Consider the following 26,367-nt stretch of genomic DNA (forward strand, 5'->3'; position numbering starts at 1 on the left):
CACATGGTGGACGCGATTTGCAATCGGCGCCCGGGACCGCCCCGCGCCGGGCGAGGCGGTCCTGGACGCCGGGCGGGTCAGCCGCGGCGCAGCAGCACGTCGACGGCGGCGTCCAGGTAGGCGTCCACCTGCGCCTCGTCGTAGCCGTCGCGGCCCTCGGCCTCGGCGAAGGACGACCGGCGGACGTCGTCGGCGGTCAGCGGACGGTCCGCGGCGTCGCCGCGCTCAGCGGTGACGCGATCCGTGCTCCCGAGGGTCGCGCGGAGTCGGTCGAGGAGGGCGTCGACGTCGTCGACGGCGTAGGCGGGGGCGTCCTCGCGGGTGGGGCGGCGGAAGCGCTCGGCGGGTGCGCGGTCCGCGCGGTCCAGGAGCTCGCGGGTGTTCTCCTCGAGCGCGGCGTCCCACTCGCCGTCGCCGTGCTCGCGCACGACGGCGTCCCGCTCAGCGGCGGTGAGGGCCTCCTCGAGGCGGTCCAGGGCGTCGTCCACCTCGTCGGTGGCGTAGCCGCCGTCCACGGTGGCGAAGCGAGCCTGGCGCACCTGCTCGGGGGTGAGCTCGCCGCGTCCCTCGGCGGCCTCGCGGGCGCGCTCCATGAACGCGTCCACGTGGGTGGGCTCGTAGCCGATCTCGTCCGACTCGACGGTCTCGAAGACGTGGTCGGCGGAGGGAACGGCGTCCTTCGGGGGGCGGGGGGTCATGGCGTCTCCTGCGGGGTGGGTCGGAGCCCCGCGGTGCGGGGCGGCGGGGGAAGGGGATCAGGTGAACGGCAGCGCCATGACCGTGTAGGCCACGGGCGCCGCGAAGACCAGGGAGTCAAGTCGGTCCATGATCCCGCCGTGGCCCGGGAGCATCGAGGACATGTCCTTGATGCCGAGCTCGCGCTTGACCATGGACTCGGAGAAGTCGCCGCACGTGGCGGCCGCCACGGTGAGCACGCCCAGCAGCGCGCCCACCCACCAGGGCTGGCCCACCAGCAGCGGCACCGCCACGACGCCCACCAGCACGGAGCCGGCCAGGGAGCCGCCGAGGCCCTCCCACGACTTCTTGGGGCTGATGCGCGGGGCGATGGGCGTGCGGCCGAAGCGGTAGCCCACGGCGTAGCCGAACGTGTCGTTGGACACCACCATGAGGAGCAGGCACAGCACCATCATGCGCCCGTGCGGCTGGGCGAACAGCGCCACGCCGAAGGAGAGCAGGAAGGGGGCCCACAGCACCACGAACACGCCGGCGAGGATGAACTGCCCCGTGGGTCGACGCCGCGTGGCCGCCGTCCAGAGGCACACGGCCAGGAGTGAGGCGAGCAGCGCCAGGAACAGGGCGGGGACGCCGCCCCACCACGTGGCCAGCGGCAGGGCCGCCGCGGCGATCCACAGCGGCGGGCGTGGGACGTCCATCCCGATCCCCCGCACGGCGGCCGCCACCTCGGAGACCCCGCCCAGCAGCAGCGCCACGAGGAGCGTCACCAGCACCCACGGCAGCCACACGAGGCCCACCAGGGCGACGCCCAACAGGCCGACCCCCACGACGACGGCGGACTTGAGGTCGCGGCCGCCGCGCGGGGGCGCGGGGATGGGGGCGGGTGTCATCGAGGCGGGACGCCGGAGCGCGAGGATCAGACCTCGAGCAGCTCCGCTTCCTTCTTCTTCGACATCTCGTCCACGAGGTCGACGTGCTTCTTGGTCAGCGCGTCCAGGTCCTTCTCGCCGCGCGTGCCCTCGTCCTCGCCGATCTCGCCGTCCTTGACCGCCTTGTCCATGGCCTCCTTGGCCTTGCGGCGGGCGTTGCGGATGGAGACCTTGTGCTCCTCCGCCTTCGACTTCACGAGCTTCACGTACTCCTTGCGGCGCTCCTCGGTCAGCTCCGGCATGACCACGCGGATGACCTTGCCGTCGTTGGACGGGTTGGCGCCGATCTCCGACTCGGACAGCGCCTTCTCGATGTTGCGCAGGGCGCTGGTGTCGAAGGGCGTGATGAGCAGCGTGCGGGCGTCCGTGGTGGTGAAGGACGCGAGCTGCTGCAGCGGGGTGTAGGAGCCGTAGTAGTCCACCATCACCTTGGAGTACAGCCCGGGGTTGGCGCGGCCGGTGCGCACGGCGGCGAAGTCCTCGCGCGTGGCCTCGATGGTGCGGTCCATCTGCTCTTGCGCGGACTGCAGGGTCTCCTGGATCACGGTCTCTCCTCGGTGGTGCGGTTCGGGTCTGGTGCCATCCTACGCGGCGGGGCTCACGGGGTGACGGTGGTGCCGATCGGCTCGCCGAGCAGCGCGCGGGTCACGTTGCCCGGGCCCTCCATGCCGAACACGCGCATGCTCAGGTCGTTGTCCTTGCACATGGTCATGGCGGTCAGGTCCATCACGCGGATGTTGTTCAGCAGCGCCTCGTCGTACGTCAGGTGCTCCAGGCGCCGGGCCGTGGGGTCCTTCTTGGGGTCCGCGGTGTACACGCCGTCCACGCCGGACTTGGCCATCAGCACCTCGTCCGCGCCCACCTCGAGCGCCCGCTGTGCGGCCACGGTGTCGGTGGAGAAGTAGGGCAGGCCGGTGCCGGCGCCGAAGATCACGACGCGGCCCTTCTGCATGTGGCGGATGGCGCGCAGCGGGATGTAGGACTCGGCCACCTGCTCCATGTGGATGGCGGACTGCACGCGCGTGGACACGCCGGCCTGGAGGAGGAAGTCCTGCAGGGCCAGGCAGTTCATCACGGTGCCGAGCATGCCCATGTAGTCGGCACGCCGGCGGTCCATGCCGCTCTCGGAGAGCTCGGCGCCGCGGAAGAAGTTGCCGCCGCCGACGACGATGGCGATCTCCACCCGGTCGGCCGCGGCGGCGATCTGCTCGGCGATCCCGCTGACGGTCACGGGGTCCACGCCGACGCTCCCGCCGCCGAACACCTCGCCCGAGAGCTTGAGCAGGACGCGGCGCCGGCCCGTCTCGTCGGCGTTCTGCTGCGCGGTCTCGGCCGTGCGGGGGGCTGCGGGGGCGCGGTTGGACTCCATGGGGATCTCCTGGCGTGACTGGGGGACGAGGGGCCGCCGGCCGCGCGGAGGCGCGGGGCGGGCATCGTGCGCGAGTCTACCGGCCGGCGTCGTGGGCCCCACCCCCGGACCGGCACCCGGAGACGGCGTCGGACATGGGACGAGCCGCGCCCCCACCGTTGAGGTGGGGACGCGGCTCGTCTTGAGTGCTCCGCCCGGCCCGGGCGGCGCGGATCAGGCGCCGACGCGGAAGCGGGCGAAGCCGGTGACGGCGGTGCCGGCCTCGGAGGCCACCTTGCCGACGGTGGTCTTCGGGTCCTTCGCGAAGGGCTGGTCCACGAGCACGATCTCCTTGAAGAAGCCGGTCAGGCGGCCCTCCACGATCTTCGGGAGAGCCTGCTCCGGCTTGCCCTCGGCGCGCGCGGACTCGTCGGCGATGCGACGCTCGTTCTCCACGGTCTCGGCCGGGACGTCCTCGCGGGAGAGGTACGTGGGCGAGTAGGCGGCGGTGTGCACGGCGATGTCGTGCGCGGCCGTCTTGGCCTCCGCGGAGTCGGCGTCGACGGCGAGCAGCACGCCCACCTGCGCCGGCAGGTCCTTGGAGGTCTTGTGGAGGTAGGCGTCCACGAAGGAGCCCTCGACGCGGGCCAGACGGCGCACGACGACCTTCTCGCCCAGCAGGGCGCCCTCCTCGATGACGTAGTCGCCCAGGGTGCGGCCCTCGTGGTCGGAGGCCAGCAGGCCCTCGACGTCGGTGGCGCCGGAAGCGACGGCGGCGCGCAGCACCACGTCGCCCAGGGTGATGAACTTCTCGGCCTTGGCCACGAAGTCGGTCTCGCAGTTGAGCTCGATCATGACGCCCACGCCGTTCTCGACGGCGGCGGCCACGAGGCCCTCGGCCGCGGAGCGGCCCTCGCGCTTGGTGGCGCCCTTGAGGCCCTTCACGCGGATGATCTCGGTGGCCTTCTCAGCGTCGCCGTTGGCCTCGTCGAGGGCCTTCTTGACGTCCATCATGCCGGCGCCGGTGCGCTCGCGCAGGGCCTTGATGTCAGCAGCGGTGTAGTTCGCCATGCTCGTTCGGTCCTTCCCGTGGTGGGGTGGTGCGGGATGTGCTGGGGATGGGATCCGGGGTGGGCGGCCCGGTGCCGATGAGCACCGGGCCGCCCCTCACCCGGACGGGGTCACTCGGCCTGGGCCGAGGCCTCGGTCTCGGCCACGGTCTCCTCGGCCTGGGGCACCTCGAGGGCCGGCGCCTCGGTGGCGCCCGGCGCCACGGCCTCGCCGGCGGCCGGAGCGGCGGCCGCGGGGGCCTGCTCCTGGGCCTGCGGGGCGGCCTGCTCGGCGGCGGGAGCCGCGGTCTTCACGGCCTGCTCGGCGTTGTGCTGCTCGAGCAGCTCGCGCTCCCACTCGGCCATCGGCTCAGCGGCGGACTGACCGGACTTGCCGCCGCCCTGGCGGGCCATCAGGCCCTCGGCCACGGCGTCGGCCACCACGCGGGTGAGCAGGTTGACGGAGCGGATCGCGTCGTCGTTGCCCGGGATCGGGTAGGTGACCTCGTCCGGATCGCAGTTGGTGTCGAGGATCGCCACCACGGGGATGTTGAGCTTCTGGGCCTCGTCGACCGCGAGGTGCTCCTTCTTGGTGTCCACGATCCACACGGCGGAGGGGGTCTTCGCCATGTTGCGGATGCCGCCGAGGTTGGCCTGCAGCTTCTGCAGCTCGCGGTTCAGGAGCAGGAGCTCCTTCTTGGTGTGGCCGGAGCCGGCGACGTCCTCGAAGTCGATCTCCTCGAGCTCCTTCATGCGCTGCACGCGCTTGGAGACCGTGGAGTAGTTGGTGAGCATGCCGCCCAGCCAGCGGTGGTTCACGTAGGGCATGCCCACGCGGCCGGCCTGGTCGGCGATGGCTTCCTGGGCCTGCTTCTTGGTGCCGACGAAGAGGATGGTGCCGCCGTGGGCCACCGTCTCCTTGACGAACTCGTAGGCGCGATCGATGTAGGACAGCGACTGCTGCAGGTCGATCACGTAGATGCCGTTGCGCTCGGTGAGGATGAAGCGCTTCATCTTGGGGTTCCAGCGGCGGGTCTGGTGGCCGAAATGGACACCGGAGTCGAGGAGCTGGCGCATGGTCACGACGGGCATGACGTTTCCCTTCTGTGGCAGCCGTGGCACCCCGCGCTTCGCGCGCGGGCGGTCTGCCGGTCGGTTCTTGACGGTTGTCGGCCGCACGGCACGTGCGACCCCTGGCATCAGGACGGCGGCTGCCGGGCCCCGCGTGCACCCCCGACGACGCCGTGGCGGCGGAGGCGGGGGACCGAACGTGGGGGCTGGGCTCGCCGGAGCGGGCCCACCCTGATGCGCGTAGTCGGTGCCCGAGCGCACGGCGAGACGCCGGCGCAGGACACCGCTGGGGCCAAGACTACCGCACCCGGGGTCGGCCGGACGCGGCCGGCCCGCTCCTGCACAGCGCGCGGAGAGCCCCGCTCCGTCCCCCATCCCGGGCCCGATCGGACCGGGCGGGGCGCGCCCCGGGCAGGCTGTCCGCATGGCCGGATCATCCCCTCCGCTCCCCCGCCCCCTCCGCGGCCCGCGGGCCCTCGCGGTGCTCGCCACCCTCCTGGCCACCCTGCTCGTCACGTCCGTCGCCGTGCCCCTCACGGGCGATCCCTCCGCGGATCCCGCCGCCGCGCCGCACGGGCTGCTCGCCGCGGGCGAGGCGCGGCCCGGGTGGCGCCCGCCCGTGGCCGGGGCGGGACCGCAGGACGTCCGCCGGGCCTTCGCCGCGCCCCTTCAGCCGTGGGGGCGCGGGCACCGCGGCGTGGACCTGGCGACGGGCTCAGGGGCCGTCCGCTCCCCCGCGGACGGAACGGTGCGGTTCGCCGGCGGCGTGGTGGACCGTCCCGTGCTCACGATCGCCCACGACGACGGTCTCGTGAGCTCGTTCGAGCCTGTCACCGCCCTGGTCCCGGTGGGCGCGCGCGTCTCCGCGGGAGAGGTGGTGGGGACAGCCGACCCGCTGGGCGCGCACTGCCTCGTGCCGTGCGTCCACTGGGGCGTGCGCCGCGAGGACGGGTGGCGCGTGGGAGGGGCCCTCTTCGACCGCTACGTGGATCCGCTCTGGCTCATCGGCTGGAGCGGTCCCTCCGTCCTGTGGCCGCAGCACGGTCCTCGGCCACCCGGCGTGCCAGCCGCAGCAGGGCCCGCGCCGAGCGGTCCCAGCTGAACCGGGCCGCCTGGGCGGCGCTCGCGCGGGAGGCCCGCGCGAACTCCGCCGGGTCTTCGAGCTCGCGCACCCGCGCCACGAGGGCGGCGGGGCGGTCGCCGTCCAGCGGCACGCCGCGGTACGCCGGCGTGCCGGCCCCCGCGACCTCCTGGAAGATCGGCAGGTCCGAGCAGATCACGGGGGTGCCGTGGGCCATGGCCTCGGCGACGGGCAGGCCGAACCCCTCGGCCCGGGAGAGCGTGACGAGGGCCGTGGCCCGCCGCAGCAGGTCCGCGTACTCCGCCTCGGAGGCACCGCCGTGGAAGAGGACCCGGGCGCCGGACTCCCCGACGGCGGCGCGCCGTCCGGCCAGCCGGGCCTCCAGCTCGGCCCGTCGCTGCGGCGGGATCGGGGACAGCAGGTGCAGCTCGTAGCCCGGCAGCGCGGGGGCGGCGTCCAGCAGGGACTCCACGTCCTTGTAGTCCATGAAGGAGCCCATGTAGACCAAGAGCCGCTCCGGGGCGGCGTCCGGGTCCCGCGGCGTCGCGACGTCCGGCGGCGCGTTGCCGATCACGTGCACGGGCCGGCGGGTGAGGCGGTGGCGGGCGATCAGCTCCGCGGTGGTCTGCGAGACCGTTGCCACGGCGTCGCCCCGGTCCAGCAGGAGCCGCTGCGGCGCGTAGCTGAGGTGGTAGGCCCGCCAGAGCCAGCGGATCGGCTCGGGGAGGCGCCCCGGCGGGGTGGGGTGCTCGTAGTAGATGAGGTCGTGCAGCGTGAGGATCAGGCCGTAGTCCCGCCCCCACGAGCCCATCGTCTGCATCGGCGAGAACACCACGTCCGGCTCGAGCGCCCGGACCTGCCGGGCCACGAACGGCTCCCGGACGGAGACGGGGCCGGAGACCCGGTGCCACGGGACGCCCGCGGGGAGCAGGGCCAGCTGGCGCTCGTCGGCGATGAGCATGGCCGTCCGGACGCCTTCGCCGTCGGCGTCCCCCGACGTCGTGATCCGGTGGACGGCCTCGATGAGGCTCGCCCCGTAGCGGGAGATGCCGTCGTGGAAGTCGGTGCGCGTGTAGCGCGCGTCCAGGAGGAGGCGCAGGGGGCGAGGGGCGGTCACCGCTCCACGCTAGCGCGCCCGGCCCACCGGAGGCCGAGACCCCCGTGAGGGTGAGGCCGGCCACGAGCGCGTAGACGTCGGCCCTCGGCACCGTGCGCCGCGCCCGCGAGAGGGCTGCCGCGCCCCCGGCGGTGGACGGGCGAGACGAGCCCGGAGCGACGACGTGGAGAACGTGTCCTGCGGCACACTCGCGAGGCGCGCAAGGCCTCGTCAGCGCAGGATTTCGTGGATTGCCCCTGGATGTTCCCCGGCGTTCATATTGCGTTTCGATAACGATCTGGTATCTTTGATCACGGATCGGTTGCGATCCACTCCGGGCTTCCCCTCGCACCCTGCGTCCCGGTCTCTCCATCACTGTTCATCACTCGCACCAGCGGTCCGGCTACACCCGGGCACCACGTGGCGCCCTGCCCGAAGGACGCTGGTCACGAATGGGAAGTAGCGCCATGACTGAGATCACCCCCGCCATCCGCCGTCATCACCGCGTCGCCGCGGCCTCCTTCGCCCTCGCCCTGAGCGCCGGCACCCTCGCCGGCGTGGGCACCGTCGCCGCGGCGCCCTCCGCGCAGGCCGCCGAGTCCACCTACACCGTGCGCTCCGGCGACACCCTGTGGCGCATCGCCGCCGCCAACGGCGTGGCCCTCTCGGAGCTGATGAGCCTCAACGGCCTCTCCGGGTCCTCGATCATCTACCCGGGCGACGTGCTGCGCCTCACCGGCACCACCACCGCGGCCCCGGCCCCGGCCCCGGCCCCGACCTCGGGCGGCACCTACACCGTGCGCGCCGGCGACGGCTGGTGGGTCATCTCCCAGCGCGTCGGCATGAGCATGTCCGCACTGACCTCCCTGAACGGCATGACGACCTCGACCATGCTGCACCCGGGCATGGTCCTGAAGACCTCCACCGCCGTCGAGCGCACCTCCACCACCGCTCCGGCCCCCGCCCCGGCCCCGGAGCCCGTGCGCCAGTCCTCCTCCAAGCGGGCCGCGATCGACTTCATGGTCGCCAAGGTCCGCAGCTCCTCCACCTACTACGCCTGGGGCGGCAACGGCCCCTACGGCTACGACTGCTCGGGCCTCGTGAAGCAGGCCATGGCCCAGTCCGGCATCACCGCGGCCCGCACCAGCCACGACCAGTACGTGAACGCCCCCACCAAGGTCTCGCGTGCCAACGCCCAGCCCGGCGACCTCGTGTTCTGGGCCAACCAGTCCACCGGCCGCATCTACCACGTGGCCATGTACATCGGCGACGGCAAGATCGCCCACGCGCTGAACCCCACCGCCGACCTCGTCATCACGGACATGAACATCATGTCCTCGAACATGCTCTCCGTGGTGGGCCGCTACTGAGCCTGACCCCCGCGGCCTGAACGGCGGCACGGGAAGCCCGACGCCGGCCCCCGCCCCACGCGACCGAACGGTCCGGGGCGGGGACCGGCGTCGTCTGCGGTCAGGACGGCGCCAGGACTAGGCTGGCGGCCATGACCACCCTTCTCTGGGGCGCGGTGGCCGCGTCGTCGCTGCTGCTGGGCGCCGTGCTCGCCACCCTGCGTGACTGGCACCGGGGCACGATCGGCCTGATCCTCGCGTTCGGCGCGGGAGCCCTCATCGCCTCCGTGTCCTTCGAGCTCGCCGAGTCCGGAGTCGAGGCGGCCGGCCCGCTGCCGGTGGGCGTGGGCCTCGTGGTCGGGGCGCTGGCCTACTTCCTCGGCAACGGCTACGTGGAGCGGCGGGCGAAGCACTCCGGGGGCGGCGCGTCCTCGGGCGCGTCCCTCACCGTGGGCGCGCTGCTGGACGGCATCCCCGAGCAGGTGGTGCTCGGCATCGGCCTGGCCATGGGCGAGGGGGTCTCGATGGCCCTGCTCGTCGCGGTCTTCATGTCCAACCTGCCCGAGTCCATCGCCGCCTCGGCGGACTCGCTGAAGGCCGGCAAGTCCAAACGCTCCGTGCTGCTGCAGTGGACCGTCGTGTTCCTGGTGTGCACCCTCGCGACCGGCGCGGGCGGCCTCCTCGCGGATGTCGCCCCCGCCTCCTTCACGGGGGGCGTGCAGGGCTTCGCCGCCGGCGCCCTGCTCGTGATGCTCATCGACACGATGGTGCCCGAGGCCCGCGAGGAGGGCGGTGAGACCGCCGGCCTGGTCACCGTGGTGGGCTTCGCGATCGGCGCGTTCCTCTCCCTCACCGGGTGAGGGTCCTGTAGGGCGTGCGGGACTTGAACCCGCGACCGAAGGATTATGAGTCCTCTGCTCTGACCGACTGAGCTAACGCCCCTGGCCCGCGCACCGGCGCGGGACCCGCCCATCCTAGCTGTAAGAGGTCATGACGTTGTTGACTCGCGCCGGGGACAGCGAGGCCGGCGGGGCGTCCCCGCAGGAGGTATGAGGCCGATGGTAGTTGTAGTGGTTCACCCACACCGCCAGGGCCTCACGCCGAGCCGTCTCTGAGGAGTACGGGCGGGCGTAGAGGACCTCGTCCACCATCAGCCGGTTGTAGCGTTCGACCTTCCCGTTGTGACGCGGGGTGTAGGGGCGGATCCGGTGGTGCCGGCTCCCGAGCGAGACCACCTTCCGGGTGAAGTCCGCGGCCCGGTAGTTGTTCCCGTTGTCCGTGACCACCCGGTCCACGGTGATGCCGTGGGCGGCGAAGAACGCCCTCGCCCGGCAGAAGAACCCGATCGTGGTCACCGCCTTCTCGTCCTCCAACGCCTCGGTGTACGCCAGCCGGGTGAACCCGTCGATCGCCGAGTGAGGGTAGGTGTAGCCGACCCGGCGGCCAGGCCCGCGTTCGGCCGCTCGCGCGTTCTCGGAGTCCCGGCCGTGAGCACGCCAGCCTCCCCCCCGGGGATGCGCCCGATCTTCTTCACGTCCATGTGCACCATGTGCCCCGGGGTGCAGGCGATGATCCGCTGCGGCTTCTGTCGCAGGTCTTCCCCGGCCGAGGTGAGATCACGCAGCCGGGAGAGCCCGGCCCGGTGCAGCCACCGGCCCACGGTGCGAAGACACACAGTGTGGCCTTCAGTGCGCAGGTGGTGATGGATCCGGCGGGCGGACCATTTGCGCTCCCGCCGCAGGGAGTGGATCTGGGCCACCAGGACCGGATCGAGCTGGGCAGGTGAACGGTGCGGCCGGCTGGGCAGGTCCTGAAGGCCGGCTTCTCCCTGGGCGCGGTAGCGGGCGACCCACGTGGCGACCGTGGGCCGGCTCACACGGAACTCGGCGGCCACATGGGCTTGCGGGATGCCCTCGTTCAGGTGGCGTTGGACCATCCTGAGACGGCCGGTGGGAGTCAGGGGTGCATTAGCGTGAGTCATGAGTGGGTCTCTTTGCGCGGATGGGTGGTGTAGGAACTTCCATCCTGCGGGAGAGGCCCGCTCGTCTCATCTCAGCCCGGCCCTCGTGCCAAGAACCTCATGACCCACAACACCTAGCGAGGACGGGGCCGGCGTCGCCTCAGAGGGCCGCGCGGACCTCCGCCACCGTGGCACCGCGGTAGAGCCGCTCGAAGAGGTCCACGCTCTTCTCGGCGGAGTGCCGCACCGCCTTGGCGTGGGAGGCCTCCCCCATCGTCGCGCGCTCGGCGGCCGGGAGCTCCAGCACGCGGGCGATCCGCTCCGCGAGCGCGACGTGGTCGCCGGGCGGGAAGAGCCAGCCGTTGACGCCGTCGTCCACGAGGTGGGGCAGGGCCAGCGCGTCGGCGAGCACCACCGGGGTGGAGGCGCTCATGGCCTCGAGGGAGACCAGGGACTGCAGCTCCGCGGTGCCGGGCTGGCAGAAGACGTCCGCGCGCAGGTAGGCCCGGTGCAGCTCCTCCTCGGACACGTGCCCGCGCAGGTGCACGCGCTCCTCCACCCCCTCGGCGGCGATGACCTCGCGGAGACGGTCGCGCTGCTCGCCGTCGCCCACGATCTCCGCGTGTGCGTCGAGCTCGGGGCGGGTGCGCGCCAGGTGCGCGACGGCCCGGATGAGCACCTCCACGTTCTTCTCCACGGCCAGGCGGCCCACGAAGAGGATGACGGGGTGGTCCGGCTTCTCCACGACCTCGCCGGGGGCGAGCTCATAGGCCGCGGCGTCGATGCCGTTGGAGATCGGCAGGACCCGCTGGAGGCCGGCGTTCTCCGCCATGGCCTTCGCGGCGAGCTCGGTGGGGGTGGTGACCGCGGCACCCTTGCCCATGAGCCGGCCCATGTCCCTCCACGAGTTCCGGGAGACGATGTCCCGGAACCACTGGGGGAAGGGCAGGAAGGGGTCGAGGTTCTCCGGGATGAAGTGGTTGGTGGAGACGGTGCGGATGCGGCGCCGCTCGGCCTCGATGATCGCGGCCTCGCCGATGAAGTAGTGGCACTGCGCGTGGACCACGTCCGGCTGGACCTCGCGGAGGACGCGGCGCATCCCCGACTTCGCGTGCCACGGCATCACGAAGCGGTAGTACTCGTGCGTGAACGCCTTCACGGAGGAGAGCCGGTGCACGGTGGCCTCAGGGCGGTGCTCGACGGCGTCCGGGCCGGACTCGTTGCGCGCCGCGATCACGTGCACGTCATGGCCGCGGGCGTGCAGCGCACGGGCGAGGCGGAAGCAGAACACGGCGGCCCCGTTGACGTCCGGGGGGTAGGTGTCCGCGGCGATCAGCACCGTCAGCGGACGGTCCTCGGACTTCCGGGGGGCGCGGTCGGTCACGGGTGACCCTCTCTGGACTCAGGTGGTGCCGGGGATCGGCGTCGGCTCAGCGTGCCTCGCGGCGGGCCACCACGTCCGGATGGCTGCGGGAGAGCTGGATGATGCCCACGGTAGCAACAACGGCGGCGGCCATCAGGGCAGAGGCCACCCACAGGGGCAGGTGGGGGCGCAGTTCGTCCAGCACGGTGACGCCCACGAGCACGCCCACCATGGGGTCGACCACGGTCAGCCCCGCCACCACGAGGTCCGGGGGGCCGTAGCGGTAGGCGGTCTGCACGAAGTACACGCCCAGCAGGGCCGCGGCGGCGAGCACGGCCACTGTGCTCCAGGACGGGAGCCTCCCCTCGAGGATCCGCACCGCGGTGAGGCGCACGCACACGGCCACGAAGCCGTAGAGCACACCCGCCGCCACGATCGGGACGATCGCGCTCGCCCGCCGGCTCAGCCACGCGGCGGCGAGGGCTCCCGCGGCCACCACGACCCACGCGATCAGCACCGTCTCGCGCTCCTGGGCGTCCGTGGGCACGGCGGTCGGCTTGGTGGCCTGCATGGTCACGAGCACGAAGCCCACGGAGCCCGCCATGCACGCCCCGACGGCGGCCCACGTGCGCGGACCGATCCGCAGGCGCTCCGTGCGCGCGTGCAGCACTGTGGTGATGGCCACCGCGATCGCGCCGATCGGCTGCACGACGCTCAGCGGGGCGTTGGCCAGGGCGATCACGTTGAGGGCGATGCCGGCCAGCATGAGCACGCCGCCGAGCAGCCAGACCGGGGAGCGCAGCATGGCCAGGGCCCCGTGCAGGGCGCCGCGGGCGCGCGCGGCGGTGGGCGTCGTCGTCGCCGGGGCGGGCGGGGCGGCCACCGTGCCGCCCGAGGGGATGGCCGCGGCGGGCGGCTGCGTGCCGCGCACGCCGGCGGCCTGGCGCTCGCTGCCGAGCGCGAGGAAGAGGGCGCCCACCAGCGCGCACAGGACCGGGATCAGGTACACGGGGTGCTCACCCGGCCCACGCCGCGCGGTCGCGGGGATCGACGCCGGCGGCCCGCAGGGCGGCGGCCTTCGCCACGGCACGACGCAGGTAGTCGAGCGTGGCCGCCACGTGGAGGATGCTCCCGGCCGCCACGAGCACGAGCGACACGGCGGTCCAGACCGCCGTGTCGGCCTCCGGGACGCGGGAGAGCAGCAGCGCGGGGGCGCCGGCGAGCAGGATCGCCGTGCGGACCTTGCCCAAGACGGTGACGGTGAGCTCCGGGCTGCCGCGGAACAGCCACGCGGAGACGGCCGCGAGCACCAGGTCCGGGACGATCACGGCGAGCGCGAACCACAGCGGGGCGATCCCGGTGCCGACGAGCGTGACCGCGACGACCATGAGGGAGAGCCGGTCCGCCGCCGGGTCGAGCCAGGCGCCGACGGTGGACATCATGTCGAACCGCCGGGCCACGTAGCCGTCCACCCAGTCGGTGCAGGAGAGGACGGCCAGGACGATGAAGGCCGTCAGGTACTCCCCCGACGTCGTGAGCCACACGAACACGGGCACGAGCCCGAAGCGGGCGAGCGTGATGAGGTTCGGCAGCGTCAACCAGTCCTCGCGCACGGTGTACGCATGCCCTTCCCGCAGGCCGGCATCGATCAGGCGCATCGCTCACTCCAGGGACGTCGGGCGGGTTCGGGACCACCCTACCGACGACGACGCCCCGATCCGCGCGGATCGGGGCGTCGACGTCGTGGGGCCGCGGCCCCGGAGGATCAGTCGCGCTTCCTGTCCTTCGTACCGAGGCGGGTGGCCAGGACGGCGAACGCGGTGGAGGAGGCGCCCAGGAGGGCCAGCGGCTGCCAGCGGTCCTTCACGTAGTCCTCGGCGGCGGCGGCCTGCTCGCCGGCGCGCGCGGCACCGGTGTACGGGGCGGTCTGGTCCAGGGCGTGCGCGGTGTCCGGGGTGGCGCCACGGCCCTTGCGCTGCGCGGTGAACGCGGCGATCTGGCCCTTCACGGAGGCGCGCTCGTCCAGGCCGGAGCGGATGTCGCCCAGGTGACGGCGGCGCAGGTCGGCGCGACGGCGGACCTCGTCCTCGGAGGCGGAGCCCTGCTCGGGATGCGGGGCGGCCTCGCCGCGCTTCTCCGCCTTCTTGTTCTCCTCCTGCTCGATCTTCTTCCGCTCGGCCTCGCGCTGCTTCTCGATGCGCTTGGCCTCGGCACGCTCCGCCTTGAGGCGGTCGTACTCGGCGGGGTCGAAGTCGTTGCCCTCCTTGAGGTAGCCGAGGTCGTACTCGAGGTTGCGGATGGTCTCGGCGGGCACGAGGGGCATGGCGCCCTTGACCTGCATGGCACCGATGCCGGCGAAGAGGAGGCCGAGCACCAGGAACGCGAGCGCCACCATGAGGGCGGGGAACCAGAACTGCGGGTCGGCGAATGCGCCGATGAGCGCCACCACGAGGGCGACGAGCACGAGGGCGAGGAAGAAGAGGCCGACGAGGGCCAGGGCGGCGCCGATGCCGGCCTTCTTGCCGGTGCCCTTGAGCTGACCCTTGGCGAGCGCGAGCTCGTCCTTGAGCTGCAGGGGCAGGAGGCGCACGACGGCGGCCAGGAGGTCAGAGAGGGAGCTGGCGCGCGTCTGGGCGGTGACCGGCGTGGTGGGGCGCGGGGCGCCGGCGGTGCGGGCCGTGCTCCCGGGGTCGGTGGTGGCGGCCGAGGTGGCCGGGCGCGGCGCGTCGACCCTCAGCGAGTCGGCGGCAGGGGCCTGATGGGACATGGGGTCATGCCTTCCGTGTGGTGCGGCGGAGGAGCGGCCGAAGCCAGGCGGCGGCCTCGTGAGGTGTTCGGATCAAAGTTATCACCGCCCGCCTCCGCGAGAGCGGGGGCGGGCGGCGGGCGGCGGGCGCAGGCGACGACGGGGGCCGCGACCGGCTGAGTCGACGGGTCAGAAGTCGATGTCCGCCGGGTCCGGGCCGATGCGGCCGTCGGCGCGGTCGAGGCCGTCGATGCGGGCGATCTCGTCCTCGCTCAGCCGCACGTCCGCGGCGGCGAGGTTGGAGGCGATGCGCTCGGGCGTGACCGACTTGGGGATCACCACGTTGCCGATCGCGAGGTGCCATGCGAGGACCACCTGGGCCGGCGTCGCGCCGTGGGCCTCCGCGATCTCGGTGATCACCGGGTCCTCCAGGACGTCCCCGCCCTGGCCCAGCGGGGACCACGCCTCGGTGAGCATGCCGCTGCGCTCGCCGAATGCGCGCAGGTCCCGCTGCTGCCAGTAGGGGTGCAGCTCGATCTGGTGGATCACCGGGGTCACGCCCGTGGCCTCGATGATCTCCTCGAGCTGGGCCTGCGGGAAGTTGGAGACGCCGATCGAGCGGACCCTGCCCTGGCGCTGCGCCTCGATGAGGGCCTTCCAGGTCTCCACGTACTTCCCCTGGGACGGCTTGGCCCAGTGGATCAGCCAGAGGTCCACGTAGTCCGTGCCGAGCTTCTCCAGGGACACGTCGAGCGCGGCGAGCGCCTCCTCGTACCCCTGGTCCGAGTTCCACACCTTCGTGGTGACGAACAGCTCCTCGCGCGGGACGCCGGCGGCCGCGATCGCGCGGCCCACGCCCTCCTCGTTGCCGTAGATCGCGGCGGTGTCGATGTGGCGGTAGCCGGCCTGGACGGCCTGCTTCACGACCTCGGCGGCCACCTCGTCCTCGACGCGCCACACGCCGTAGCCGAGCTGGGGGATGGACTGGCCGTCGTGGAAGGGGACGGCGGGGACGGCGGTCGTCATGGTGCTCTCCTCTGGTTCGTGATGCTGGTCTCGGTGGCTGACTCTACGACCCGCGCGTCCGTGGCGCTGACGACGTCGCGCGGAGGCCGCTCACGGCGGGGAACGTCACGGGGTGGGGGTGCCGCCGTTCGCGTTCAGCGTGTCCCCCGTGACGTAGCTGGACTCGCCCGAGGCGAGGAACACGTAGGCGGGGGCCATCTCCACCGGCTGGCCGGCGCGGCCGGTCGGGGTGTCCTGGCCGAACTCCACGAGCTTGTCCATCGGCTGGCCGTAGGAGACCTGGAGGACGGTCCAGATCGGGCCCGGGGCCACCGCGTTCACGCGGATGCCCTTCTCCGCGACCTGCTGGGCGAGGCCCTTGGTGAAGTTGTTGATCGCGGCCTTCGTGGCGGCGTAGTCCAGGATCATCGGGTTCGGGTTGTAAGCCTGCACCGAGGTGGTGTTCACGATCGCGCTGCCCGGGCCCATGTGCTTCAGCGCCGCACGCGAGAGGGTGAACATCGAGAGGATGTTGATCTGGAACGTCTCGAGCACCTGCTGGTCGGTGAGCGTCTCCAGGCTGTCGGAGATCAGCTGCTGGCCGGCGTTGTTGACCAGGATGTCCAGACCCCCGAGGCCCTGCACGGCCTCGTCCACGAGCCCGTTGCGGTAGTCCTCGTCCAGCAGGCTGCCGGGCAGGGCGACGGCGGTCCGGCCCGCCTCCTCGATCGCCTTCAGGACGCGGTCCGCGTCGGGCTGCTCCTCGGGCAGATAGGCGATGGCGACGTCGGCGCCCTCGCGGGCGAACGCGACGGCGACGGCGGCGCCGATGCCCGAATCGCCGCCCGTGATGAGGGCCCGGCGTCCCTCGAGGCGGCCCTTGCCCACGTAGGACTCCAGGCCGATGTCCGGCACCGGATCCGTCATGATGTCCAGGCCGGGCGCGTCCTGACGCTGCTCCGGCGGGGAGACCTTCGGATGGCGGGTGCTCGGATCGTCGTGGGCGAGCTGCGAGCCCTGCACGGGGCTGTCCTTCTGGTTCGTCTCGGTCATGGCCTCGACGCTACGCCGCGGATGCGGGGTGGTGGCAAGGGTGGGCGGGCCACCGGATCGAGGGGCCGGCGCAGGTCAGTCCGCACCGCGCAGCCCCGCCAGGGCGCCCCGGTGGCGCAGCACGTGCAGGTCCCACCGCTCGCTGAGGCGTTCGAAGATCCCGATGCCGCGCATCGAGTTGCCGCGCTCGTCGAGGCGGGGGGACCACGTGGCGATCCCGACGGCGCCGGGCACCGCGCCCAGCAGGGCCCCCGAGACGCCGCTCTTGGCCGGCACGCCGACCTCGGCCACCCACTGGCCGGTGGCGTCGTACATGCCGCACGTGAGCATGACGGAGAGGGACTGCTCGGCCACCCACTCCTGCAGCACGCGCTCCCCCGTGAGCGGGTTGACCCCACCGGCGGCGAGCGTGGCGCCCATGACCGCCAGCTGCGGCGCGGTGACGAGGATCGAGCACTGCGTGAGGTAGCCGTCCACGGCCTCTCGGGCCTCGATGGGCAGCACGCCCGGGTCGGCCAGCAGGTGGGCGAGGCCCAGGTTCCGGTCGGCCCGCGCGCTCTCCGCCGCGCGGACGCCCTCGGACACCTCGAGGCGGGCCCCGGCCATCGCGCTGTAGCGGTCCAGGAGCAGCCCCGCACGCGTCTGGGCGTCCTTCCCGGGGACGAGGGCGTGGGCCATGATCGCGCCCGCGTTGATGAGGGGGTTGTACGGGCGGCCGTCGTCGTGGAGGGAGAGGTGGTTGAACGCCTCCCCCGAGGGCTCGACGCCGACGTGCTCGAGCACCGCGTCCAGGCCGACCTCCTCGAGGACCACCGCGTAGGTGAGGGCCTTGGAGACCGACTGCAGGGCGAACGCGTGCTCGGCCTCCCCCGCCGAGGCCTGGTGCCCGTCCACCGTGCAGACGGCGGCGGCCAGGCCGTCCCGCTGCTGGCCGGCGACGTCGTCCAGGTAGTCGGACGTCTCCCCCGAGCGGTCCGGCTCGACCTCCTCGAGCGCGGCGGTGAGAGCGGCGTCGAGACGGTCGGTGTCCATGCCGGGCAGCCTAGTGGACGGGCCCTCGGTGGCTAGGGTGGGGGCATCCGTCCGCCCGTCGAGAGGCAGTCCCGTGTCCCGCGCCGACGTCACGACCATCCCTCCCGAGAGGTCCCGGCGGGTGCTGGCGGCCGAGGCGCTGGCCGCGCGGTGGGACCGGCCGATGGGCATGCTGGGCGTGCTCTTCCTGTTCGTGGTGCTGGGCCAGCTGCTCGTCACGGAGCCGCGCTGGGCTGCGGTGCTCACCTGGCTGGGCTGGGCGTTCTGGGCGGTGTTCCTCGGCGAGTTCCTGCTGCACGCCTACATCGCCCGGTTCAGCACGGAGTTCTGGAAGCGGAACTGGTGGCAGGTCGTGTTCATGCTGGTCCCGTTCCTGCGGTTCTTCCGGGCGCTGCAGGCGCTGCGGCTGGTCCGGCTCGCCCGGCTCTCACGGGTGGCGCGCGTCGGCGGCATCCTCTCGGCCGGCATCCGCGGCTCCCGTTCCGCCGGGCGCCTGCTCTCCAGTCGCCTGGCGTGGCTGGCGGCGGTGACCGCCGTCGTGATCCTGGCCGCGAGCCAGCTGCTCTACGCCCTCGAGGCCGTGGAGGACTACACCGACGCGCTGTACCAGACGGCCATGGCCACCATCACGGGCTCGGGCATCTCGGCGGACCACCCGGGGGCACGCGTGCTATCGGTGGCGCTCGCCGTCTACTCCGTGGCGGTGTTCGCCACCCTGGCCGGCTCCCTGGGCGCGTACTTCCTGCGGGGCGACGAGGCGAAGGAGCACGAGCGCGCCCGGCAGGACGAGGGGCTCGCCGCGGAGACCGCGGCCCGGCGGGCGGCCCGCGGACCAGGTCGACGGCGTCACCGTGCGGGCCGGACCTCGTCCTCCACGACCCACTTGTGGTTCTTCATGGTCATCCCGTCGGCCGTGGTGACGTCCACCATGGAGACCGTCTCCTCCGAGATCCCGGAGATCGTGGCCCCCGCACCCTTCATCCCGGTCATGTGGTCGGCGGCCATGACGGCGGTGTCGCCGACGTGGAGGTCGTCGTCGTGGACGCCCTCCAGCTCCTCCTGCACGACCCACTTGTGGGCCGTGACCTTCTCGCCGCCGTCCGTGGGGGTGTAGTCGACCTGGTAGGCGGTGGTGTCGAACGCGCCGGTGACGGTGGCCTCGGCGCCCTTCATGCCGGGCATGTGGTCGGCGGTCAGCGTGACCTCGGTGCCCACGGGGTAGGCCGGGTCGTCGGCCTCCTCGATGCCGGCCGGCGCGGGGCCGCCGTCCATCGCGTGCTCCATCGAGTGGCCTGCGTGGCTGGAGGCGGCGGCCGATCCGCTCGCGTCCTTGGAGCGCATGTCGTCCATGCGGCTGGCGGCGGCTGACGACGCGTCCGAGGCGGCGGATCCCACGGCTGGGCCCGCGGAGGAGGCCAGGGAGCTCGCAGCCGCCCCGATCGAGGGGGCGGCCGAACCCACCGCGTCACCCGCCGAGGAGGCGGCGTCCGTCACCTTCTCCTGGTCCTCGGCGGAACAGCCGGCGAGGGCGAGGGCACCCGCGAGGAGGGCGGCGGTCAGGGCGGGGCGGGTATGCGTGGAGCGCATGCGTGGATCTCCTCCGTGCTCGTGCCGGTTGCGCGGCGCACCGGGTGTGCAGGCCACTCCAGGTCGGCGGTCCGCGGGACTGCCAGGTCTCCGGCGAGCGGCGCGGACACCGTCATCGCGGAACTCCTGGGGGCACGGGGCGGGCATGGTGCACATCCCTCCCTGCGGTGTGCCGAACACCACGGGTGATCGGTCCCCTCTGCGTGCACCAGTCCCCGCCTCCGGCCGGCATGTCCGAGGTCCCGTCGCTCTCCGACGCCCAGCGAGTGCTGACCACTCCGATGCTCCCATCCCGGGCCGGCCCGTGGGGCACCTCCTTATCGGAGACGGGCCCCATGGTCAGGCGATCCTCGACCGCGCGGGCATGCTGCTGAAGGCCGGGTGGCACGCCAGTGCCATGGCGCAGCGGGGCCGATTCCGTCGCGATGGCTCCGGACGTATTCGTCCGAGCACATCGCGATCCCTCGCCCCTGCCTGATCCGGTGGGAGCGCCGCTCCACGGCATTGCTCCCCCGGTAGCGCAGGCGTTGGTCCTCGCCGACGTCGATCGGCCGCCCGAGGCAACCGCAGCGGTACGCGATCTGATCGGCCCTCGCGGGGATCGAGCGCCATTTCCCGAACCTCTCGGGCAGGTCCCGCCACGGAGCCCCGGCACGGAGCCTTCACGTCCCGGAACGCTGTGGCTCCACGCCCTCGTCGGGCGGATGCGGGCCGGCAAGGTGGTCGAGGCAGGCGCTCAGAGGCCCTTGCCGGAGGGGGAGACCAGGATCTTCACCGCCGTCTCGTTGTGGTGGATGAGGGTGTCGAAGCCCTTCTCGACGATGTCGTCGAGCGCGATCTTGCCCGTGATGAACGGCTTCAGGTCCAGGTCCCCGTCCTCGAGCATCTTCACGGTGTCCGCGTGGTCATGGGCGTAGGCGATCGTGCCGCGCAGGTCGATCTCCTTCATGACGAGCTTGTGCAGGGCGACCTTGGGCTCGTGGCCCCAGATGGACTCGTTCACGATCACACCGGCCGGGCGGACCGCGTCCAGCAGCATGTCCAGGACCGCATCCACCGAGGTGCACTCGAACCCGACATCGGCACCGCGGCCGTCCGTCAGCTCCTTGAGCTTGGCCGGCACGTCGACCTCACGCGGATCGAACGCGTCGTCGGCCACGCCCGCGTCGAGGACCTTCTGGCGGCGCAGCTCGGAGAGCTCGGAGACGTACACTCTCAGGCCCTTGCCCTTGAGCACCGCCGCGGTGAGGGCGCCGATGGGGCCGGCGCCGCCGATGATCGCGGTGCCGGAGGTCGGCGACCCGGCGCGGACCCAGGCGTGGTGGGCCACGGAGAGCGGCTCGATGAGGGCCGCCTCGTCCAGTGACACGGAGTCCGCCACCGGGTGGACCCAGTGCCGGTCGACGGCGATCTTCTCGGCCAGCCCGCCACCCTCGCCGCCGAGGCCGATGAAGTTCATGTCCGGGGCCAGGTTGTAGTGCTCGTCGTCCCGATGCTCGGGGCGGATGATGTAGGGCTCGACAACGACCGACTGCCCCACCTCGAGGTCCGTGACGCCCTCGCCGAGCGCGGCGACGGTGCCCGACATCTCGTGCCCGAGGGTCACAGGGGCGGAATCGCCGGAGATCGGGTGGGGGTGCCCGTGCGGCGGGATGAAGATGGGGCCCTCGAGGTACTCGTGCAGGTCCGTTCCGCAGATGCCGCACCAGGCAACGTCGATCAGCACCTGGCCGGGGCCGGCCGTGGGCGTGTCGATCTCCTCGATGCGGATGTCCTTCTCGCCGTGCCAGCGGGCTGCGCGCATGGTCATGATGACTCCTCCTGCTGTGTGTGGATGGTCCATCGAGGACACCTACGGGTCCTCTTGCACCTCAAGACACTCCCACCGTTCCACACGCGTCCCCTGAATCCGAGGTCTCGTGGTCGCCGGCGTCATGAACGGGGTGAGGGCGGGTCAGCCCCTGTCGGGTCCGCCGTGAATCCAGTCTGACGTGATGCTCTCGCGGGAGCCGAGGGCATGTAGAAGGGATATACCCCTCTAGCCACCCCGAGGTGCCTTGCCCGTCCCTCCTCACCCCTACCCGTACCAGGTGGCCTCGGGGTACTTCTCCAGCAGCCAGACGGGTGAATCGCCCCGGGTCTGGTGGAGGCTCTGATCCAACGGAGGGATGCAGAGCATGCCCGCACCACGGAAGTACCCCGACGAGCTCCGCGGACGCGCCACGCGGATGACCCTGGAAGCCCGTCAAGACCCCGCGACGAGGTCTGGAGCGTTCCGCCGAGTCGGTGAACAGCTCGGGATCAATCCCGAGACGCTGCGCAACTGGGTGCGCCAAGCCGAGATCGACCGCGGCCACCGTCCCGGAATCACGACCAGCGAAGCCGCTCGGGTGGCCGAGCTGGAGAAGGAGAACCGTGAGCTGCGGCGGGCGAACGCGATCCTGCGGTCGGCGTCGGCGTTCTTCGCGGCGGATGCTCGAGACGCCCACAGCGCTGATCGTGGACTACATCGACGAGCACAAGCACGACATCGGTGTCGAGCCGATCTGCGCCACGCTGTCCGCAGCGGGCACGCAGATCGCACCGAGCACGTACTTCGCCGCCAAGACGCGCCCGCCCTCGGCACGCAGCCTCTCGGACGCGAGGCTGCTTGTTCAGATCCGGCGGGTGCACGAGGCCAACGACGGGGTCTACGGGGCCCGAAAGGTCCACGCGCAACTGCGTCGGGAGGGCCTGCAGGTGGCCCGGTGCACGGTCGCGCGGCTCATGCGGGCCGCAGGCCTGCGCGGGATCAGCCGCGCGAAGGGTCCGCGCACGACAGTGCCGGGCCGGGGACCGGATTCTCGCGAGGATCTGGTGCAGCGCGATTTCACCGCAGCTGCCCCGAATCAGCTGTGGGTCGTAAGACATCACCTACTGCCGCACCTTCACGGGATGGGTGTACGCCGCGTTCATCATCGACGTGTTCTCCCGCCGGGTGCTGGGGTGGCAGCTGTCGACGTCGCTGCGCACGGACCTGGCCCTGGACGCGTTGGAGATGGCGTTCTGGACGCGTCAGCGTGCAGGCCAAGACGTGGCCGGGCTACGGCATCACAGCGATAAAGGAGTCCAGGGTGGATTCAATTGGTCGTCGCAACACCCCCGGAGTCACTGGATGAAGCGCCCTGGGTTTCGTTCCGAGGTCAGGACGCAACGGGCGCTGAATCCTGATCGTGAGTGTAGGCGGCCTCGACCTCTGCGGGAGTGCGGTAGCCGAGGGTCTCGTGGAGGCGGGCGGTGTTCCACCAGTGCACCCACCCCATGGTGGCCAGTTCGACCGCCTCGACGGACTCCCAGATCCGCTTGGAGTGGATGAGCTCGGCCTTGTAGAGCCCGTTCACGGTCTCGGCCAGGGCGTTGTCGTAGGAGTCGCCCACGGTGCCTACCGAAGCCGTCACCCCGGCGGTGATGAGCGCGTCCGAGTACGCCAAGCTGACGTACTGGGTGGATTCAACTGGTGGATGCAACACCTCAGGTCGAGGAGGGTGTTGATGGGACGACCAGCTGGATGGCTGAAGGAACTCACGGGCCGGTCGGCGATGATCTCGCCAGGCGCCCCGAAGACGCGCCGCAGCACCGAACGCAGGTTCTGGAAAGAGATAGCGACGGGAAGCTCCTCGGAGGACGCAGCCGGGAAGGTGGGCGTGTCTGCAGCCGTCGGGGCACGTTGGTTCCGACAAGGTGGCGGCATGAGGACGATCGAACTCACCGAGCCTGGCGGACGTTATCTATCGTTTCCTGAGCGGGAGGAGATCGCTGTCCTGCACGCTCAGCAGGTGGGCGTGCGCGAGATCGCGCGCAGGATCAACCGCGACCCGGCCACGATCTCGCGCGAGCTGCGTCGAAACGCCGCTACCCGCGGCGGGAAGCTGGAGTACCGGGCCTCGGTCGCGCAGTGGAAGGCGGAGCTGATGGCGCGGAGGCCGAAGACCGCGAAGCTGGTCGCGAACCCGAAACTACGGAACTACGTCCAGGACCGGCTCAGCGGCGATGTGTGCTATCCAGATGGGTCGATCGTGGCTGGGCCGGACGTACCGGCGTGGAAGGGCAGGTCGAAGCCACGCCGGGCCGACCGGCGGTGGGTCACGGCGTGGAGTCCGGAGCAGATCTCACACCGGCTTGAGATCGACTACCCCGAGGATGAGTCCATGCGTATCAGTCACGAGGCGATCTACCAGTCCCTGTTCATCGAGGGCCGGGGCGCGCTCAAGCGAGAACTGGTCGCCTGCCTGCGCACCGGCCGATCTCTGCGGGTGCCCCGAGCCCGGTCGAAGAACAAGCCTCAAGGGCACGTGACCGAGGATGTGGTCCTCAGTGAACGCCCCGCCGAAGCCGCCGACCGCGCCGTGCCAGGACACTGGGAAGGTGACCTGATCATCGGCACGAACCGGTCCGCGATCGGTACCGTCATTGAGCGCAAGAGCCGAGCCACGTTGCTGGTGCACCTGCCTCGGCTGGACGGCTACGGGCAGACACCGCGGGTCAAGAACGGTCCCGCCCTGGCCGGCTACGGCGCTGTGGCGATGAACGCTGCTTTGACTGCCTCGATGACGACCCTGCCGCAGCAGTTGCGCAAGACGCTGACCTGGGACCGCGGCAAGGAGCTGTCTGGGCATGCGCAGTTCACTGTGGAGACGGGCACGAAGGTGTTCTTCGCCGATCCCCACTCGCCTTGGCAGAGGCCCACGAACGAGAACACGAACGGGCTGCTACGTCAGTACTTCCCGAAGGGTACCGATCTCTCACGCTGGACTGCGCAGGACCTCGAAGCGGTCGCGCTGGCAGTCAACAATCGTCCCCGGAAGGTCCTCGACTGGAAGTCTCCAGCTGAGGTGTTCACCGAGCAGCTACAGTCACTCGAGCAAGAGGGTGTTGCATCCACCGATTGAATCCACCCTGGCTGCCGCGATCCGAGTGGTGCACCAGGCCCTGGCGGCCACGGCTGGCGCCAGTGCTCAGCAGCGCGCGCTCCAAGGCCAGCAGCGGCAGCCCCGCGGTATGAAGGCTGCCCGAGACCGCCCATCCCACGATCCGCCGGGAGTACACGTCGGTGATGAAAGCGACGTAGCAGAACCCCGAGATCGTGCGCACGTAGGTGATGTCTGCGACCCAGAGCTGGTGCGGGCCTTCCGCGGTGAAGCGGCGCTCGACCAGATCTGGGCGGGCATCCGGCTCGCCTGTCGGCCTCGTGGTGATCGGCTTACGTCCGCGCCGCACCCCTTCCACGCCGGCGAGCTTCATCAGTCGGGCGACCTGGTCCCGGCCGATCTCCCACCCGGCGCGGGCCATCGCGTGGTGCATCTTTCGGACGCCGTAGACGCTGTAGTTCTCCGCGTGGATCCGGCGGAGTTCCTCCACGAGGATCTCGTCCCGCAGCGTTCTCGAAGACCTGGGTCGTGTCTTCGCGGCGCGGTAGCCGCGGGAGGTGATGAACCCACATTCCGTCGCACGAAGGGTGCGGCAGATGGCCTCGACCCCGAACTGATCGCGGTGTTCGTCGATGAACGCGATCATCTCGTCGTGGGGCGGTCGAGCTCCGCTGCGAAAAAAGCTGAGGCTTTGCGCAGGATCTCGTTCGCGCGGCGCAGCTCGAGGTTCTCCCGGCGCAGCTTCTTGATCTCCTCGGCTTCAGCGGTGCTGAGCCCTGGGGCTTCGCCGTGATCGACGCGATCTTGCTTCCACCAGTTCCGCAGGGTGTGTGGGGAGATCCCGCCGAGGGCTTCGCCAACGGCGGTGCAGGCGACCCAGGCGGAGCACTGCTCGGCGCGGACGCGTTCTTCGATGAGCTTCAGGGCACGGGCCTTGAACTCGGGGGTGTACTTCTGGGGCATGATCCGATCCTCCTTGAGGAAGTAGGTCGGAACGAAACCCAGGGCGCTTCAACGCGCTTCGCGGAGGGCTCCCCCGGTCCTCAAAATTAGGTCTCCCAAAAGACCAAGGCCCAGGTAGAGCACCATCACGGAAATGCGTTCCGTCTGCTCCATCTGCTCTCCGGCGATCTTTGTCTGCACCTGGAGAAGGTCGTTGGTGTACCAGCCGTTCAGCACAGCCTGCTGGGGGGCGCCCTGCGGACTGTCCTTCTGCAGGGTGTACTGCGCTGCCGCCATGTCCACATCCTTGGACCAGTCCCCCGACTCCCCGTCCGGCATAGTCAGGAAGGAGGTGATGAAGAAGCCCAGGAGCATGAGCGAGGCCCAGACGAGGCGCACCAAGTTCAAACTGAATACTCGTCTCTTCCCGGTCCCGCCCCTGGGGGCTGCGACAGGCGGAGTCGGAACGACTGACGGCTCGGGGTGACTCATTAACATCTTCCAATCGAAGAGGGGCGTGGCAACTTAGCCACCCAGGGAATCCTAAGGCCGTATAGAGGGGCCGTCGAGCAGCTACCGCGAAACCGCTTCTAGGTGTTGTGGGTCATGAGGTTCTTGGCACGAGGGCCGGGCTGAGATGAGACGAGTGGGCCTCTCCCGCAGGATGGAAGTTCCTACACCACCCATCCGCGCAAAGAGACCCACTCATGACTCACGCTAATGCACCCCTGACTCCCACCGGCCGTCTCAGGATGGTCCAACGCCACCTGAACGACGGCATCCCCCAAGCGCACGTGGCCGCCGAGTTCCGCGTCAGCCGCCCCACGGTGGCCACCTGGGTAGCCCGCTACCGCGCCGAGGGCGAGGCAGGACTGCAGGACCGCTCCTGCCGGCCACGACGCTCTCCCGCCCAGCTCGACCCAGCCCTGGTCACCCAGATCCTCTGAAGCGCCCTGGGTTTGTTGGAGACTCCTGACCTTGGAAACGAGGATGGAGTTATGCCGAAAGAGCAGACAGCGGGGAAGTCGACGACGCGTCGGTATTCGCCGGAGGAGAAGGCCGCGGCGGTCCGGATGGTGCGGACGCTGCGTGCCGAGCTGGGGACCGAGCATGGGACTGTGCAGCGGGTCGCGACGCAGCTCGGATACGGGGT

At 71.4% G+C, this 26,367-nt stretch carries 23 protein-coding genes, 1 tRNA gene, 4 pseudogenes and 1 other annotated feature; of the genes and pseudogenes, 6 read left to right on the forward strand and 22 right to left on the reverse strand.

What is annotated here, in order from left to right; genetic code table 11:
- Positions 1 to 77: 77 nt before the first annotated feature.
- The 6 genes from KZX60_RS01660 to rpsB all read right to left on the reverse strand — a co-directional run bounded on the left by KZX60_RS01660 (position 78) and on the right by rpsB (position 5,114).
- A complete protein-coding gene (locus KZX60_RS01660; RefSeq protein ID WP_248115286.1) occupies positions 78 to 698 on the reverse strand; it encodes a DivIVA domain-containing protein in 621 nt (206 codons plus the stop codon).
- Between the two features lie 57 nt (positions 699 to 755).
- A complete protein-coding gene (locus tag KZX60_RS01665) occupies positions 756 to 1,586 on the reverse strand; it encodes a phosphatidate cytidylyltransferase (RefSeq protein WP_248115287.1) in 831 nt (276 codons plus the stop codon).
- A 26-nt stretch (positions 1,587 to 1,612) separates the two neighbouring features.
- Positions 1,613 to 2,170 carry a ribosome recycling factor gene (gene frr, locus KZX60_RS01670; RefSeq protein WP_248115288.1) on the reverse strand — a complete coding sequence of 186 codons (558 nt, stop codon included), beginning with the start codon at positions 2,168 to 2,170 and terminating at the stop codon, positions 1,613 to 1,615.
- A 53-nt stretch (positions 2,171 to 2,223) separates the two neighbouring features.
- Positions 2,224 to 2,994, reverse strand: coding sequence for a UMP kinase (pyrH, locus tag KZX60_RS01675; RefSeq protein ID WP_248115289.1), 771 nt, complete (start codon positions 2,992 to 2,994; stop codon positions 2,224 to 2,226).
- A gap of 213 nt (positions 2,995 to 3,207) precedes the next feature.
- Positions 3,208 to 4,044, reverse strand: a complete 837-nt coding sequence (tsf, locus tag KZX60_RS01680; protein ID WP_248115290.1) for a translation elongation factor Ts — start codon at positions 4,042 to 4,044, stop codon at positions 3,208 to 3,210.
- A 110-nt stretch (positions 4,045 to 4,154) separates the two neighbouring features.
- Entirely contained in the window at positions 4,155 to 5,114 is a 960-nt protein-coding gene (gene rpsB, locus KZX60_RS01685; RefSeq protein WP_248115291.1) for a 30S ribosomal protein S2, read from the reverse strand.
- 403 nt (positions 5,115 to 5,517) lie between these two features.
- Between rpsB and KZX60_RS01690 the strand changes: the two genes are divergently transcribed.
- Entirely contained in the window at positions 5,518 to 6,195 is a 678-nt protein-coding gene (locus tag KZX60_RS01690; protein WP_248115292.1) for a peptidoglycan DD-metalloendopeptidase family protein, read from the forward strand.
- Here the strand turns inward: KZX60_RS01690 and KZX60_RS01695 are convergent.
- Positions 6,095 to 7,291 (reverse strand): glycosyltransferase, encoded by a 1,197-nt coding sequence (locus KZX60_RS01695; protein WP_248115293.1) that lies wholly within the window; start codon positions 7,289 to 7,291, stop codon positions 6,095 to 6,097. The two genes, KZX60_RS01690 and KZX60_RS01695, sit on opposite strands and share 101 nt — an antisense overlap.
- 446 nt (positions 7,292 to 7,737) lie before the next feature.
- Between KZX60_RS01695 and KZX60_RS01700 the strand changes: the two genes are divergently transcribed.
- Positions 7,738 to 8,640, forward strand: coding sequence for a C40 family peptidase (locus KZX60_RS01700; protein ID WP_248115294.1), 903 nt, complete (start codon positions 7,738 to 7,740; stop codon positions 8,638 to 8,640).
- A 131-nt stretch (positions 8,641 to 8,771) separates the two neighbouring features.
- Positions 8,772 to 9,479, forward strand: coding sequence for a hypothetical protein (locus tag KZX60_RS01705; protein ID WP_248115295.1), 708 nt, complete (start codon positions 8,772 to 8,774; stop codon positions 9,477 to 9,479).
- Between the two features lie 8 nt (positions 9,480 to 9,487).
- Here KZX60_RS01705 and KZX60_RS01710 read toward each other — a convergent pair.
- The 12 genes and pseudogenes from KZX60_RS01710 to KZX60_RS01765 all read right to left on the reverse strand — a co-directional run.
- Positions 9,488 to 9,561, reverse strand: a tRNA-Ile gene (locus KZX60_RS01710).
- A 32-nt stretch (positions 9,562 to 9,593) separates the two neighbouring features.
- Positions 9,594 to 10,600 (reverse strand): annotated as a pseudogene (locus tag KZX60_RS01715) (IS481 family transposase).
- Between the two features lie 139 nt (positions 10,601 to 10,739).
- Positions 10,740 to 11,963, reverse strand: coding sequence for a glycosyltransferase (locus KZX60_RS01720; RefSeq protein WP_248115296.1), 1,224 nt, complete (start codon positions 11,961 to 11,963; stop codon positions 10,740 to 10,742).
- Between the two features lie 46 nt (positions 11,964 to 12,009).
- Positions 12,010 to 12,951, reverse strand: a complete 942-nt coding sequence (locus tag KZX60_RS01725) for a DMT family transporter (protein WP_248115297.1) — start codon at positions 12,949 to 12,951, stop codon at positions 12,010 to 12,012.
- Positions 12,952 to 12,958: 7 nt separating this feature from the next.
- Positions 12,959 to 13,600, reverse strand: a complete 642-nt coding sequence (locus tag KZX60_RS01730; RefSeq protein WP_248115298.1) for a CDP-alcohol phosphatidyltransferase family protein — start codon at positions 13,598 to 13,600, stop codon at positions 12,959 to 12,961.
- Between the two features lie 107 nt (positions 13,601 to 13,707).
- On the reverse strand, positions 13,708 to 14,709 hold the full coding sequence (locus tag KZX60_RS01735; protein WP_248115299.1) for a phage holin family protein: 1,002 nt from the start codon (positions 14,707 to 14,709) through the stop codon (positions 13,708 to 13,710).
- Between the two features lie 168 nt (positions 14,710 to 14,877).
- Complete coding sequence (locus tag KZX60_RS01740; protein WP_248115300.1) at positions 14,878 to 15,714, reverse strand: aldo/keto reductase; 837 nt, start codon at positions 15,712 to 15,714, stop codon at positions 14,878 to 14,880.
- 105 nt (positions 15,715 to 15,819) lie between these two features.
- Positions 15,820 to 16,746, reverse strand: a complete 927-nt coding sequence (locus tag KZX60_RS01745; protein ID WP_248115301.1) for an SDR family oxidoreductase — start codon at positions 16,744 to 16,746, stop codon at positions 15,820 to 15,822.
- A gap of 75 nt (positions 16,747 to 16,821) precedes the next feature.
- Positions 16,822 to 17,778, reverse strand: coding sequence for a glutaminase A (gene glsA, locus KZX60_RS01750; RefSeq protein ID WP_248115302.1), 957 nt, complete (start codon positions 17,776 to 17,778; stop codon positions 16,822 to 16,824).
- An 846-nt stretch (positions 17,779 to 18,624) separates the two neighbouring features.
- Positions 18,625 to 19,365 carry a YdhK family protein gene (locus KZX60_RS01755; RefSeq protein WP_248115303.1) on the reverse strand — a complete coding sequence of 247 codons (741 nt, stop codon included), beginning with the start codon at positions 19,363 to 19,365 and terminating at the stop codon, positions 18,625 to 18,627.
- A gap of 736 nt (positions 19,366 to 20,101) precedes the next feature.
- Positions 20,102 to 21,169 carry a 2,3-butanediol dehydrogenase gene (locus KZX60_RS01760; protein ID WP_248115327.1) on the reverse strand — a complete coding sequence of 356 codons (1,068 nt, stop codon included), beginning with the start codon at positions 21,167 to 21,169 and terminating at the stop codon, positions 20,102 to 20,104.
- Between the two features lie 1,378 nt (positions 21,170 to 22,547).
- A pseudogene (locus KZX60_RS01765) lies at positions 22,548 to 22,850 on the reverse strand (integrase core domain-containing protein); the annotation flags it as partial.
- Between the two features lie 243 nt (positions 22,851 to 23,093).
- Here KZX60_RS01765 and KZX60_RS01770 point away from each other — a divergent pair.
- On the forward strand, positions 23,094 to 24,293 hold the full coding sequence (locus tag KZX60_RS01770) for an IS30 family transposase (protein ID WP_248115304.1): 1,200 nt from the start codon (positions 23,094 to 23,096) through the stop codon (positions 24,291 to 24,293).
- Here the strand turns inward: KZX60_RS01770 and KZX60_RS01775 are convergent.
- The 3 genes from KZX60_RS01775 to KZX60_RS01785 form a co-directional block, all read right to left on the reverse strand.
- On the reverse strand, positions 24,241 to 24,918 hold the full coding sequence (locus KZX60_RS01775; RefSeq protein ID WP_248115305.1) for an IS3 family transposase: 678 nt from the start codon (positions 24,916 to 24,918) through the stop codon (positions 24,241 to 24,243). The genes KZX60_RS01770 and KZX60_RS01775 overlap by 53 nt on opposite strands.
- Positions 24,854 to 24,957: a sequence feature (AL1L pseudoknot), on the reverse strand. It overlaps the preceding gene by 65 nt.
- On the reverse strand, positions 24,915 to 25,235 hold the full coding sequence (locus KZX60_RS01780) for a transposase (RefSeq protein ID WP_049159546.1): 321 nt from the start codon (positions 25,233 to 25,235) through the stop codon (positions 24,915 to 24,917). It overlaps the preceding feature by 43 nt. Before KZX60_RS01780 ends, KZX60_RS01775 begins: the two co-directional genes overlap by 4 nt.
- A 48-nt stretch (positions 25,236 to 25,283) precedes the next feature.
- Positions 25,284 to 25,613, reverse strand: a complete 330-nt coding sequence (locus tag KZX60_RS01785; RefSeq protein ID WP_248115306.1) for a hypothetical protein — start codon at positions 25,611 to 25,613, stop codon at positions 25,284 to 25,286.
- Between the two features lie 308 nt (positions 25,614 to 25,921).
- Between KZX60_RS01785 and KZX60_RS01790 the strand changes: the two are divergent.
- Both KZX60_RS01790 and KZX60_RS01795 read left to right on the forward strand, forming a co-directional pair.
- A pseudogene (locus KZX60_RS01790) lies at positions 25,922 to 26,155 on the forward strand (leucine zipper domain-containing protein); the annotation flags it as partial.
- 57 nt (positions 26,156 to 26,212) lie between these two features.
- Positions 26,213 to 26,367, forward strand: a pseudogene (locus KZX60_RS01795) (IS3 family transposase); the annotation flags it as partial.

It is taken from the genome of Micrococcus sp. EYE_212 (assembly GCF_023147585.1).
Classification (GTDB): Bacteria; Actinomycetota; Actinomycetes; order Actinomycetales; family Micrococcaceae; genus Micrococcus.

Excerpts from the sequence above, each read along its gene's own strand:
- KZX60_RS01660 (WP_248115286.1), bottom strand. The coding sequence starts at position 698 with ATGACCCCCCGCCCCCCGAAGGACGCCGTTCCCTCCGCCGACCACGTC.
- KZX60_RS01730 (WP_248115298.1), bottom strand. The coding sequence starts at position 13,600 with ATGCGCCTGATCGATGCCGGCCTGCGGGAAGGGCATGCGTACACCGTG.
- KZX60_RS01770 (WP_248115304.1), top strand. The coding sequence starts at position 23,094 with ATGAGGACGATCGAACTCACCGAGCCTGGCGGACGTTATCTATCGTTT.
- KZX60_RS01780 (WP_049159546.1), bottom strand. The coding sequence starts at position 25,235 with ATGCCCCAGAAGTACACCCCCGAGTTCAAGGCCCGTGCCCTGAAGCTC.
- pyrH (WP_248115289.1), bottom strand. The coding sequence starts at position 2,994 with ATGGAGTCCAACCGCGCCCCCGCAGCCCCCCGCACGGCCGAGACCGCG.
- KZX60_RS01740 (WP_248115300.1), bottom strand. The coding sequence starts at position 15,714 with ATGACGACCGCCGTCCCCGCCGTCCCCTTCCACGACGGCCAGTCCATC.
- KZX60_RS01700 (WP_248115294.1), top strand. The coding sequence starts at position 7,738 with ATGACTGAGATCACCCCCGCCATCCGCCGTCATCACCGCGTCGCCGCG.
- KZX60_RS01690 (WP_248115292.1), top strand. The coding sequence starts at position 5,518 with ATGGCCGGATCATCCCCTCCGCTCCCCCGCCCCCTCCGCGGCCCGCGG.
- KZX60_RS01705 (WP_248115295.1), top strand. The coding sequence starts at position 8,772 with ATGACCACCCTTCTCTGGGGCGCGGTGGCCGCGTCGTCGCTGCTGCTG.
- KZX60_RS01755 (WP_248115303.1), bottom strand. The coding sequence starts at position 19,365 with ATGCGCTCCACGCATACCCGCCCCGCCCTGACCGCCGCCCTCCTCGCG.
- KZX60_RS01745 (WP_248115301.1), bottom strand. The coding sequence starts at position 16,746 with ATGACCGAGACGAACCAGAAGGACAGCCCCGTGCAGGGCTCGCAGCTC.
- rpsB (WP_248115291.1), bottom strand. The coding sequence starts at position 5,114 with ATGCCCGTCGTGACCATGCGCCAGCTCCTCGACTCCGGTGTCCATTTC.
- KZX60_RS01775 (WP_248115305.1), bottom strand. The coding sequence starts at position 24,918 with ATGATCGCGTTCATCGACGAACACCGCGATCAGTTCGGGGTCGAGGCC.
- KZX60_RS01735 (WP_248115299.1), bottom strand. The coding sequence starts at position 14,709 with ATGTCCCATCAGGCCCCTGCCGCCGACTCGCTGAGGGTCGACGCGCCG.
- tsf (WP_248115290.1), bottom strand. The coding sequence starts at position 4,044 with ATGGCGAACTACACCGCTGCTGACATCAAGGCCCTGCGCGAGCGCACC.
- KZX60_RS01760 (WP_248115327.1), bottom strand. The coding sequence starts at position 21,169 with ATGCGCGCAGCCCGCTGGCACGGCGAGAAGGACATCCGCATCGAGGAG.
- glsA (WP_248115302.1), bottom strand. The coding sequence starts at position 17,778 with ATGGACACCGACCGTCTCGACGCCGCTCTCACCGCCGCGCTCGAGGAG.
- KZX60_RS01665 (WP_248115287.1), bottom strand. The coding sequence starts at position 1,586 with ATGACACCCGCCCCCATCCCCGCGCCCCCGCGCGGCGGCCGCGACCTC.